The sequence below is a fragment of the Streptomyces sp. NPDC048643 genome (genome assembly GCF_040650615.1).
Lineage (GTDB): Bacteria > Actinomycetota > Actinomycetes > Streptomycetales > Streptomycetaceae > Streptomyces.
This window is the reverse complement of record NZ_JBEZHO010000002.1, coordinates 409,317-420,573: the sequence shown is the minus strand read 5'-3', so window position 1 is coordinate 420,573 and position 11,257 is coordinate 409,317. Positions and strand designations below refer to the sequence as shown.

Genomic DNA, 11,257 nt, shown 5'->3' with positions numbered 1-11,257 from the left:
TACATTCCGAACCCGGAAGCTAAGCCTCACAGCGCCGATGGTACTGCAGGGGGGACCCTGTGGGAGAGTAGGACGCCGCCGAACTAATATTAGAGCTCCGGCTCTCAGGATTTCGATCCTGAGAGCCGGAGCTTTTTTGTTTTCCGGAGTTTCCGCTGACGCCGCGACCCCTCTGCGCTGGTGCGAGGAGCCTGCGGGTAAGGTCAAGGGGCATCGTTGGCTCGTTTCCCACAGGAGGCCCCCGGGTGGAGGTCCAGGAGACCCGCGTCCAGACGGACCGGGTCCTCACCATCCCGAACATCCTCAGCATGGCGCGTCTCGTCGGCGTCCCCATCTTCCTGTGGTTGATCCTCAGGCCGGAGTTCGGTGGCCCCAAGAGCGACGGCTGGGCCCTGCTCGTCCTCATGCTCAGCGGTATCAGCGACTACCTGGACGGAAAGCTCGCCCGGCGCTGGAACCAGATCAGCAGCCTCGGCCGGCTGTTGGACCCCGCGGCCGACCGGCTGTACATCCTGTCGACGCTCGTCGGTCTCACCTGGCGCGAGATTCTCCCGCTCTGGCTGACGGCCGCGCTGCTGGCCCGAGAGCTCGTCCTGCTCGTCATGGTCGGGATCCTCCGACGACACGGCTATCCGCCGCCGCAGGTGAACTTCCTCGGCAAGGCCGCCACCTTCAACTTGATGTACGCCTTCCCGTTGTTGCTGCTCAGTGACGCCAGCGGTTGGATCGCGTCAGTCGGCGCTATTTTCGGATGGGCGTTCGCCGGATGGGGTACAACCCTCTATTGGTGGGCAGGAGTCCTCTACGTGGTGCAGGTCCGCCGGTTGGTCCGAGCGGACGCGAAGACCGATTGAGCTCGCCCGATTGGGCGCCTGCTGCAGTGCCCCGATGGCCCCCGCTCGAGAACTGCGGGACAATCAGGACGGGTGAAGTCGGCTGTACCGTCGTCTCTTAGAGGAGGACGCTTCCGACATGAAGGCCGTCGTGATGGCCGGCGGCGAAGGCACACGCCTTCGCCCTATGACCTCAAGCATGCCCAAGCCGCTCCTGCCCGTGGTGAACCGCCCGATCATGGAGCACGTGCTCAGGCTGCTCAAAAGGCATGGGCTCAACGAGACCGTCGTCACCGTGCAGTTCCTGGCCTCCCTGGTCAAGAACTACTTCGGTGACGGTGAAGAGCTCGGCATGGAGCTGACCTATGCCAATGAGGAGAAGCCACTCGGTACTGCCGGGAGCGTCAAGAACGCCGAAGAGGCGTTGAAGGACGACGCCTTCCTCGTCATTTCCGGTGATGCCCTCACCGACTTCGACCTCACCGAACTCATCGCCTTCCACAAGGAAAAGGGCGCGCTCGTCACCGTCTGTCTGACGCGCGTTCCCAATCCGTTGGAATTCGGCATCACCATCGTGGACGAGGAAGGCAAGGTCGAGCGCTTCCTGGAGAAGCCGACCTGGGGCCAGGTCTTCTCGGACACGGTCAACACGGGCATCTACGTCATGGAGCCCGAAGTCTTCGACTACGTCGAGGCCGACGTCTCCGTCGACTGGTCCGGCGACGTCTTCCCTCAGCTGATGAAGGAAGGCAAGCCGATCTACGGCTATGTCGCCGAGGGCTACTGGGAGGACGTGGGCACCCACGAGAGCTATGTGAAGGCGCAGGCCGACGTCCTCGAAGGCAAGGTCGACGTCGAGATCGACGGATTCGAGATATCGCCGGGCGTCTGGGTGGCCGAGGGTGCGGACGTGCACCCCGACGCCGAGCTCCGGGGACCGCTGTACATCGGTGACTACGCCAAGGTCGAGGCGAACGCCGAGATCCGCGAGCACACGGTGATCGGCTCCAACGTCGTCGTCAAGAGCGGCGCCTTCGTGCACCGTGCCGTCGTGCACGACAACGTGTACATCGGGCAGCAGAGCAATCTGCGCGGCTGCGTGATCGGCAAGAACACCGACATCATGCGGGCCGCCCGGATCGAGGACGGCGCGGTGATCGGTGACGAGTGCCTCGTCGGTGAAGAGTCGATCATCCAGGGCAACGTGCGGGTCTACCCGTTCAAGACCATCGAGGCCGGCGCGTTCGTCAACACCTCGGTGATCTGGGAGTCCCGCAGCCAGGCGAACCTGTTCGGCGCCCGCGGTGTCTCCGGCATCCTCAACGTCGAGATCACGCCTGAGCTCGCCGTGCGGCTCGCCGGCGCCTATGCGACGACGCTGAAGAAGGGGTCCACGGTCACCACGGCCCGCGACCACTCCAGAGGTGCCCGCGCCCTGAAGCGGGCGGTCATCTCCGCGCTCCAGGCCAGCGCCATCGACGTACGCGACTTGGAGAACGTACCGCTGCCGGTGGCACGGCAGCAGACGGCCCGGGGCAGTGCCGGCGGAATCATGATCCGGACGACGCCCGGAGTGCCCGACTCCGTCGACATCATGTTCTTCGACGAGCAGGGCGCCGACCTCTCCCAGGCCGGCCAGCGGAAGCTGGACCGGGTGTTCTCCCGCCAGGAGTACCGGCGGGCGTTCCCGGGCGAGATCGGGGACCTGCACTTCCCGGCGAGCGTCTTCGACTCGTACACCGGATCGCTGCTGCGCAACGTCGACACCACCGGTATCAGGGAGTCCGGTCTCAAGGTGGTCGTGGACGCCTCCAACGGCAGTGCGGGACTTGTCCTGCCGAGCCTGTTGGGCAAGCTCGGTGTCGACTCGCTCACCATCAACCCCGGCCTGGACGAGTCCAGGCCGACGGAGACGGCGGAGTCGCGGCGGGCCGGTCTGGTGCGGCTCGGCGAGATCGTCGCGTCGGCGCGGGCCGCGTTCGGCATCCGTTTCGACCCGGTCGGTGAGCGGCTCTCGCTCGTCGACGAGAAGGGGCGCATCGTCGAGGACGACCGTGCCCTGCTCGTCATGCTCGACCTGGTGGCCGCGGAGCGTCGTAGCGGCCGAGTCGCGCTGCCGGTGACCACCACGCGGATCGCCGAGCAGGTGGCGGCGTACCACGGCACACAGGTGGAGTGGACGACGACGTCTCCCGACGACCTGACCCGGGTCGGCCGTGAGGAAGCCACGATCTTCGGTGGCGACGGCCGTGGCGGGTTCATCATTCCCGAGTTCAGCGGCGTCTTCGACGGTGCGGCCGCGTTCGTACGGCTCATCGGTCTCGTGGCGCGGACGCAGCTCACGCTCAGCCAGATCGACGCGCGGATTCCGCGGGCGCACGTCCTCAAGCGGGACCTCGCGACACCGTGGGCCGTCAAGGGTCTGGTCATGCGCCGTGTCGTGGAGGAGGCGGGAGACCGCTCCGTGGACACGACGGACGGCGTACGGGTCGTCGAGGCCGACGGACGCTGGGTCATGGTGTTGCCCGACCCCGCCGAGGCGGTCACGCACCTGTGGGCCGAGGGCCCGGACGACGCCTCCGCCGAGGCTCTGCTCGACGAGTGGGCGGCCGTGGTGGACAGCGCCGGCCGCTGAAACATCCTTCACCCGTGCGTGTCGGACAAGTGCCCCCAAGGGGGCCTGTCCGGCACGCCGGTGGGGCCATTCGGAGGTAGCACCCGCGACGTGCGACGATGTGCGGCATGCCGCAGCAGCCCCCCGTTCGGAGCAGCGCTCCGCGCCCCTCGCGCCCGGACGCCTCCATGTCGCTGCTCACCAATGTCATGGATCACAGCCTCGACGACGGCTACGCCGAGGCGGCCGCCCGCAAGCAGGCCGAGGGCGACGGTGGTCTCCCGAAGACGCTGCGGGCGAAGCTCGGACTCGCGGCGGGCCTGGTGCTCGCCGCGCTGGTGGTCACCGTGGGGGCCGCGAACGCGCGGATAGCGGCCCCGGTCGTCGCCAAGGAGCGCCAGGAACTCATCGACCGCATCGAGCGTGAGTCCTCGAACGCGGACAAGCTGGAGAAGAACGTCGACACGCTGCGTTCCGACGTGAGCGCGCGCCAGCGTGAGGCGCTGAAGAAGACCGGCGGCGAGCAGGCCGACCTGGTGAGCATCCTGTCGGGCGCCACCGACGTGCACGGCCCGGGCGTGAAGCTCGTCGTGAACGACGCCAAGGAAGCCAGCACCGGCGGCGACGGCACCAACCCGCGGGAGACGTCGGGGTTCTCCGACACCGGGCGAGTGCGGGACCGTGACATGCAGCGCGTGGTCAACGGGCTCTGGGAGTCGGGCGCCGAGGCCGTCTCCGTCAACGGGCAGCGGCTGACCGCACTGTCGGCCATCCGGGCCGCCGGTGACGCGATACTGGTCGACAACAAGCCGCTGGTGCCGCCGTACACGGTGCTCGCGGTGGGGGACGGCCAGCGACTCAGCACCAGGTTCCAGGACAGCGCCGACGGGTTGTACCTGCATGCCCTGCAGGAGAACTACGGCATCCGGACCAGCATTTCCGCCGAGGACGACGTCCGGTTGTCCGCGGCACCGAGTGTGATCGTACGTACAGCAGAGCCGAGCACAGAGAAGGGCACATCGTGATCGCCGTACTGGGCCTCGTCGTGGGCGTCGTGGCTGGATTGTTGGTCCGGCCCGAGGTTCCGGCGGTTGTCGAGCCGTACCTTCCGATCGCCGTCGTCGCGGCGCTCGACGCCGTGTTCGGCGGCCTGCGCGCGATGCTCGACGGCATCTTCGACGACAAGGTCTTCGTGGTCTCGTTCCTCTCGAACGTGGTCGTCGCCGCACTGATCGTCTTCCTGGGCGACAAGTTGGGCGTGGGCGCCCAGCTCTCCACGGGTGTCGTCGTCGTCCTCGGCATCCGTATCTTCTCCAACGCCGCCGCCATCCGCCGGCACGTGTTCCGGGCGTGAGACCGATGAGCAACGAAGACGAGACCCCCGAGAACCCGCTGCGCAGAGAGCTGCCGGAAGAGGTCCCCGCCGCCGCGGAGGGCCCCGGTCCCGCACAACCCGAGCCGGTCGCGCGTCCGTCGTCCGCCGGTCGGCAGCGGCTGGTCAGCGGCTTGTGGCCGCCGCGCGTCTCGCGCGCCCAACTCATCGTCGCCGTGCTGCTGTTCGGCCTCGGGTTCGGCCTGGCCGTCCAGGTGGCCTCCAACAGCGACGGGGACAGCGCCCTGCGCGGAGCCCGCCAGGAGGATCTCGTACGCATCCTCGATGAACTCGACAACCGCACTCAGCGTCTTCAAGACGAGAAGCAGGGCCTCGAGGACCAGCGCACCGAACTGGAGAACAGTTCGGACCAGGCCGAGGAGGCCCGCAAGCAGACGGTCGAGAAGGAGAAGCAACTCGGCATCCTCGCGGGCACCGTGGCCGCCCAGGGCCCCGGCATCACGCTGACGATCGACGACACGAAGGGGACGGTCAAGGCGGACATGCTGCTCGACGCGATCCAGGAGCTGCGCGCCGCGGGCGCGGAGGCGATCCAGGTGAACGGAGTGCGCGTGGTCGCCGGTACCTATCTGGCCGACTCCGGGAGCGGAGTGAAGGTCGACGGGAACAAGATCACCCAGCCGTATCGTTTCAAGGTCATCGGCAAGCCTCAGGATCTGGAGCCGGCGCTGAACATTCCGGGGGGTGTGGTCCAGACGCTCGAGAAGGAGCAGGCCACCGTCACGGTGGAGCGTTCGACGAAGATCGTCGTGGATGCCTTGCGACCGGCGGAGCGGCCTGACTACGCTCGGTCGTCCTCCCCGTGAGGTGGGTCGCATGAGGTCCGCCGGGCGAGGGCATGAGGTTGCGGGGGGTCGGCGCACCGAATGGGTGGTGCGTGGTGGAAACTGTCTGGTGGATACGGACGTTGTGAGGATGTCCGGGTCGACCGGTGTGTTCAATCAGTGTTCGTCCTGCCCCACGGGCGGGTCTGTTTCGGTCAAGGGGAATCGCCCGTGAAGTTGTTTGCGAAGTTGTTCGGCAAGAGCACGCGAGAGGGCAGCGGTGACAACGCGACCGCTCGCCACCGTGCACCGCGCCAGGGAGACGCGGCGGAGGCCCAGAGCGGCGACCGCCCGCTGTTCCGTGACCAGGTCGGCGGTGCCGGTGGTCCCGGCGCGCCGTCTGTTGACCCTGCCCAGTCCGGCCGCATAGGTTTCGGGGAACCGTCAGCCTCAAGCTCGGGTGGAGGGTTCGCCTCCGATCCGTATGCGTCCCAAGCCCCTGGTGGGCAGCCGCGGCAGGAGGATCCGTCCATGTCGGCCCTGGTGTGTACGAGGTGCGGGAACCGGAACGCGGAGAACAGCCGGTTCTGCTCCAACTGTGGTGCCCCGCTGCGAGGCGGCGCGGAGCGCCCCTCCGAGACGACGTCCACGATCTCCATCTCCGGGATCGAGGCCTACGACGCCGAGGTGACGGGCCAGACGCCCTCGCCGATGCTCTCCCCGGAGGCCCAGGCGGCGGTCGACGCGCTGCCGCTCGGCTCGGCGCTCCTCGTGGTGCGCCGCGGCCCGAACTCGGGCAGCCGCTTCCTGCTGGACAGTGACCTGACCACGGCCGGGCGTCATCCGCAGAGCGACATCTTCCTGGACGACGTGACCGTGTCGCGCCGCCATGTGGAGTTCCGTCGCGTGGCGGACGGTTCGTTCACCGTCGCCGACGTCGGCAGCCTGAACGGGACGTACGTCAACCGGGAGCGGATCGACCAGGTCGCCCTGTCGAACGGTGACGAGGTGCAGATCGGCAAGTACCGGCTGGTGTTCTACGCGAGCCAGCTGGGCGTCTGACCCTCCCCCAACTCCGTCCGGGGGGACACCGAGGGAATGTCCATGCTTCAAACACCGAGCGGCGGTGCCGGCAGCGGCACCGCCGCGGACAGTGGTCTGATGAGCATCGGCGCGGTGCTGAGCCAGCTGCGCGACGAGTTTCCCGAAGTAACCATCTCCAAGATCAGATTTCTGGAGTCGGAGGGGCTCGTCGAGCCGCGGCGGACCCCTTCCGGGTATCGCAAGTTCAGCGCGAACGACGTCGAGCGCCTCGGTCACGTCCTGAGGATGCAGCGCGACCACTACCTCCCGCTCAAGGTGATCCGCGAGCACCTGGACGCCCTGGAGCGCGGTGAGCAGGTGCGTCTGCCCGCGGTGGGCCGCCAGCGCGACTCCGGTGACGGAGAGCCCCTCGGAGGGCTTTACGGAGAGATCGAGGGGCCGACAGCGGCGCGGGTGGGCCGTGCGGAGCTGCTGGCCGCCGCGGAGATCGGTGAGCAGGAACTCGAGGAGTGGGAGTCGTACGGCCTGATCGGCCCCCTGCCGGACGGCGTGTACGACGCGGAGGCGGTGACCGTCGCCGCGCTCGTCGTCGAGCTGGGCCGGTTCGGGATCGAACCGCGCCACCTCAGGGCGATGAAGGCGGCGGCGGAGCGCGACGCCGGTCTCGTGGACCAGGTGGTGGCCCCGCTGCGGCGCCACCGCAACCCCCAGACGCGGGCGCACGCGGAGGCCCGTGCGAAGGAGCTGGCGGGGCTCACCGTGAAGCTCCACGCGGCCCTGGTGCAGACCGCGCTGGGCGTGCGACTTCCCTGATCGGGGGACCGGCGCCGCCGGTGGATCGGCCACCCGTTCTGTGCCCGACTACCCAAACGTCCCGAGCACGGCCTAGGGTTGCTGTGTGAACGAGCTCGATGTCGTAGGTGTCCGGGTGGAAATGCCCTCCAACCAACCGATCGTGCTTCTGCGTGAAGTGGGAGGCGACCGCTACCTCCCCATCTGGATCGGACCGGGGGAGGCGACGGCGATCGCCTTCGCCCAGCAGGGCATGGCCCCCGCACGACCGCTGACCCACGACCTGTTCAAGGACGTGCTGGAGGCTGTCGGCCAGGAGCTCACCGAAGTACGGATCACGGACCTCCGTGAGGGTGTGTTCTACGCCGAGCTCGTCTTCGCGAGCGGGGTCGAGGTCAGCGCCCGTCCCTCGGACGCCATAGCGCTCGCCCTGCGCACCGGAACGCCGATCTACGGCAGTGACGGGGTGCTGGACGACGCGGGTATCGCGATCCCGGACGAGCAGGAGGACGAGGTGGAGAAGTTCCGCGAGTTCCTCGACCAGATCTCGCCCGAGGACTTCGGCACCAACAGTCAGTGAGGTCGGCGCCGCGGCAGACGATTCGGCGGCATTTGCCCGTGGCCACTGTGGTGTGCCGCGGCCCTCACCGAGCGCATTCGGCTAGCCTTTCCCCGCGGTAGGACACGGCAAACCACTCCTTGGGTGATTATCACTCGGCGTGCCGAGTGTGGCGATCGTTGACGCGCCCCCGGTGACTGCCTACCGTCGAGAAGGCAGGTCAAGGACGGAGGTCGGCGTGAGAAGCAGCGGCGACGGTACGGCTGGGGGTGCTCCCGGACACGGTCTGGGGGAGAGCGGCCCGTACCCTCCCCCAAGCTCTCGGCTCGACTCGAGCAGGGGGCTCCCCCACCATGGCAGCGCGGCCGATCACGTTCCGCGGCGGCCGGCGGCAGTGTCCGACGAGGGAGGAGCTGTTCCCGAGGAGGTCGGCTACCGGGGACCCACGGCGTGTGCCGCCGCGGGCATCACCTACCGGCAGCTGGACTACTGGGCGCGGACCGGTCTGGTCGAGCCCAGCGTGCGTCCGGCCTACGGGTCGGGGACGCAGCGGCTCTACAGCTTCCGTGACGTGGTGGTTCTGAAGATCGTGAAGCGATTCCTGGACACCGGGGTGTCGCTGCAGAACATCCGCACCACGGTCCAGCACCTGAGAGAGCGCGGTTTCCAGGATCTGGAGCGCATGACGCTGATGAGCGACGGCGCGACGGTCTACGAGTGCACCTCTCCCGACGAGGTCCACGCCCTCCTTCAGGGCGGCCAGGGCGTCTTCGGCATCGCCGTGGGCGTGGTGTGGCGGGACGTCGAGAGCGCCCTGTCCCAGCTCCACGGAGAGCGGGTGGACACCGGGGAGACGCTGGTCGCCCACAATCCCGCGGACGAGCTGGCCCGCAGGCGCAACCGGGCTGTGTGACCGGGGCGCTTCCGATGACGTGATGCCCCGGCGTTGCCGGGGCATTGTCAGTGGCGTAGGGCAGCATCGGACATGTGAGAACCGCGCCCACGATCCTGCATCTCGACATGGATGCCTTCTTCGCCTCGGCGGAGCAGGCGTCCAAGCCGAGCCTGCGCGGGAAGGCCGTCGTCGTGGGCGGGCTCGGGCCGCGTGGAGTCGTCTCCACCGCCTCGTACGAGGCCCGGGTCTTCGGGGTGAATTCCGCGATGCCGATGGCCCAGGCGCGCCGCCGGGCGCCGAACGCCGCGTATCTGGTGCCGCGCTTCTCGCTCTACAAGGAGGTCAGCGAGCAGGTGATGGGCCTGCTGCGGGCTCTGTCGCCGCTCGTGGAGCCGCTGAGCCTGGACGAGGCGTTCGTGGACCTGGAGGCGGGCGGAGCGGCCTGGGACGAGCGCTCGGCGCGGCTGGCGGGGGTCAAGCTGCGCGCGGACATCAGAGCTGTCACGGGGCTCACGGGATCGGTGGGGCTCGCCGCCTCCAAGATGCTCGCGAAGATCGCCTCGGAGCAGGCGAAGCCCGACGGTCTCGTGCTGATCGATCCGGGCACCGAGCGCGAGCTGCTGGGGCCGATGTCCGTGCGGATCCTGCCGGGGGTCGGGCCGGCGACCGGGGACCATCTGCGCCGGGCCGGGATCACCACGGTCGAGGAGATCGCCGAGGCGGGCGAGGACGAACTCGTACGGCTGCTGGGGAAGGCCCACGGGCACGCGCTGTTCGCGATGGCGCTCGCACACGACGACCGGCCCGTGGTGTCCGATCGGGAGACCAAGTCGGTGTCGGTCGAGGACACGTACGACGTGGACATCCACGACCGGGTCCGGGTCGGTCTGGAGGTGCAGCGGCTCGCGGACCGCTGTGTGCGGCGGCTGCGCGGGGCGGGGCTGTCGGGGCGGACGATCGTGCTGAAGGTGCGCCGGTACGACTTCTCCACGCTGACCCGCTCCGAGACGCTGCGGGGGCCCACGGACGACCCCGGGGTCGTCCAGGAGGCCGCCGCGCGGCTCCTGGAGGGAGTGGACACGACCGGGGGCGTGCGGTTGCTCGGGGTCGGTGTCTCCGGGCTCGCGGACTACACACAGGAGGATCTGTTCGCGCAGGCACAGGCGCAGGCTCAGGCGGAGGCGCGCGCCGAGGCGGTGGCCGCGGCCGAGCCGTCGGCGGAGGAGGATGTCCGGGCGGAGCCGGACACCGGGCCCGCGGGAGCGAAGGAACCGCCCGCGGAGCGGCGGTGGTCCGCGGGGCACGACGTCCGGCATGACGAGTTCGGGCACGGATGGGTGCAGGGGAGCGGGCTGGGGCGGGTCACGGTGCGGTTCGAGACGCCGTACTCGGAGCCGGGTCGGGTGCGGACCTTCCGGACGGACGATCCACGGCTGGAGCCGGCGGATCCGCTCCCCCTGGTGGAGCCGAGACCCGAGGAGCCCGGGCGGACGCCGGCGGACGTGGAGCCGGAGGCGTCAGGAGCCGGGGCACCGGGGTCGGACCCGACGGGCCGGGCGGTCTCGAGCCCAGGGGGCCAGGTGTCCTCGGACTCCGCGGATCAGGTGTCCTCGGATCCCGCGAGCCGGCCGAAGTCACGGTCCGGCGGCGGCGCAGGGGACGCCACGTCGAGTCCGTAGTGGTGGTAGAGCTGCAGCTCCTGCTCGGGGGAGAGGTGCCGGCCGACGCCGAAGTCGGGGGCGTCCTTGATCAGGGCCCGGTCGAAGGGGATGCGCAGGGTCCCCTCGACGACCTCACTGGGTTCCAGGGGGACGAACGCGTCCCTGCTGAACAGGCCGGTGCGTATGGCCGCCCATTCCGGTACCCCGGTCGCGTCGTCGAGGTAGACCTCGTCGATGGTGCCGATCTTGGTGCCCTTGCGGTCGAACGCCTTGCGGCCGATCAGGTTGCGCGGATCGATGTCGGTCTGCACGGTCCCTCCACGTGGTCGCAAACTCATCCGTAAGCAGTACATCCGTAAGCACTACAAAAGAGCACTTTCGGGCGGGCGGCCACTCGAAGGCAGGTGTCTTGTCCCCGCTGGTAGGCTGGCCAACGGCTGCCGATCCCGTGCGGGAGAGTCCTCCAGACTTCACCGGAGGCGCCGAAGGAGCAAATCCTCCCCGGAATCTCTCAGGCTCACGTACCGCACGGACGAGGTCACTCTGGAAAGCAGGGCGGGTGTCGTTGGCCTCCGCCCTCACCGACGGTGAAAGCCGGGACGTCAGTGGACGGACCGGTGAAGCTCTCAGGTTGAGATGACAGAGGGGGAGGCCGTCGGGGTACCCGTGCCGGGGTACCCCCCGAAGGTCGCGTCAGACCAG

The 11,257-nt window shown here is 68.8% G+C and carries 11 protein-coding genes, 1 rRNA gene and 1 riboswitch; of the genes, 11 read left to right on the top strand and 1 reads right to left on the bottom strand.

The genetic code is table 11. The features are described 5' to 3' along the window. From rrf to AB0C62_RS03735, 11 genes are all read left to right on the top strand, one after another. A 5S ribosomal RNA gene (gene rrf / locus AB0C62_RS03785) occupies positions 1 to 84 on the top strand; the annotation flags it as partial. Positions 85 to 245: 161 nt separating this feature from the next. Beyond that, positions 246 to 854 (top strand): CDP-alcohol phosphatidyltransferase family protein, encoded by a 609-nt coding sequence (locus tag AB0C62_RS03780; protein ID WP_362969450.1) that lies wholly within the window; start codon positions 246 to 248, stop codon positions 852 to 854. A 118-nt stretch (positions 855 to 972) separates the two neighbouring features. Beyond that, the gene (locus AB0C62_RS03775) at positions 973 to 3,468 is read left to right on the top strand and encodes a mannose-1-phosphate guanyltransferase (RefSeq protein WP_362969449.1); all 2,496 of its coding nucleotides are present in this window, start codon (positions 973 to 975) and stop codon (positions 3,466 to 3,468) included. Positions 3,469 to 3,566: 98 nt separating this feature from the next. Further along, positions 3,567 to 4,472, top strand: a complete 906-nt coding sequence (locus AB0C62_RS03770; protein WP_362969448.1) for a DUF881 domain-containing protein — start codon at positions 3,567 to 3,569, stop codon at positions 4,470 to 4,472. Beyond that, positions 4,469 to 4,801 carry a small basic family protein gene (locus AB0C62_RS03765; protein ID WP_003988855.1) on the top strand — a complete coding sequence of 111 codons (333 nt, stop codon included), beginning with the start codon at positions 4,469 to 4,471 and terminating at the stop codon, positions 4,799 to 4,801. Before AB0C62_RS03770 ends, AB0C62_RS03765 begins: the two co-directional genes overlap by 4 nt. Positions 4,802 to 4,806: 5 nt before the next feature. Beyond that, positions 4,807 to 5,646 (top strand): DUF881 domain-containing protein, encoded by an 840-nt coding sequence (locus tag AB0C62_RS03760; RefSeq protein ID WP_362969447.1) that lies wholly within the window; start codon positions 4,807 to 4,809, stop codon positions 5,644 to 5,646. Between the two features lie 60 nt (positions 5,647 to 5,706). Further along, complete coding sequence (locus AB0C62_RS03755; RefSeq protein WP_362969446.1) at positions 5,707 to 6,666, top strand: FHA domain-containing protein; 960 nt, start codon at positions 5,707 to 5,709, stop codon at positions 6,664 to 6,666. Between the two features lie 42 nt (positions 6,667 to 6,708). After that, positions 6,709 to 7,461 carry a MerR family transcriptional regulator gene (locus AB0C62_RS03750; protein ID WP_362969445.1) on the top strand — a complete coding sequence of 251 codons (753 nt, stop codon included), beginning with the start codon at positions 6,709 to 6,711 and terminating at the stop codon, positions 7,459 to 7,461. An 85-nt stretch (positions 7,462 to 7,546) separates the two neighbouring features. After that, positions 7,547 to 8,020 (top strand): bifunctional nuclease family protein, encoded by a 474-nt coding sequence (locus AB0C62_RS03745; RefSeq protein ID WP_006123076.1) that lies wholly within the window; start codon positions 7,547 to 7,549, stop codon positions 8,018 to 8,020. 265 nt (positions 8,021 to 8,285) lie between these two features. After that, complete coding sequence (locus AB0C62_RS03740) at positions 8,286 to 8,912, top strand: MerR family transcriptional regulator (protein ID WP_362969473.1); 627 nt, start codon at positions 8,286 to 8,288, stop codon at positions 8,910 to 8,912. 74 nt (positions 8,913 to 8,986) lie between these two features. Further along, the gene (locus tag AB0C62_RS03735) at positions 8,987 to 10,573 is read left to right on the top strand and encodes a DNA polymerase IV (RefSeq protein ID WP_362969444.1); all 1,587 of its coding nucleotides are present in this window, start codon (positions 8,987 to 8,989) and stop codon (positions 10,571 to 10,573) included. Here AB0C62_RS03735 and AB0C62_RS03730 read toward each other — a convergent pair. Beyond that, positions 10,495 to 10,866, bottom strand: a complete 372-nt coding sequence (locus AB0C62_RS03730; RefSeq protein WP_356167592.1) for a PRC-barrel domain-containing protein — start codon at positions 10,864 to 10,866, stop codon at positions 10,495 to 10,497. The two genes, AB0C62_RS03735 and AB0C62_RS03730, sit on opposite strands and share 79 nt — an antisense overlap. A 130-nt stretch (positions 10,867 to 10,996) precedes the next feature. Then, positions 10,997 to 11,092: riboswitch (glycine riboswitch) on the top strand. Positions 11,093 to 11,257: the final 165 nt, after the last annotated feature.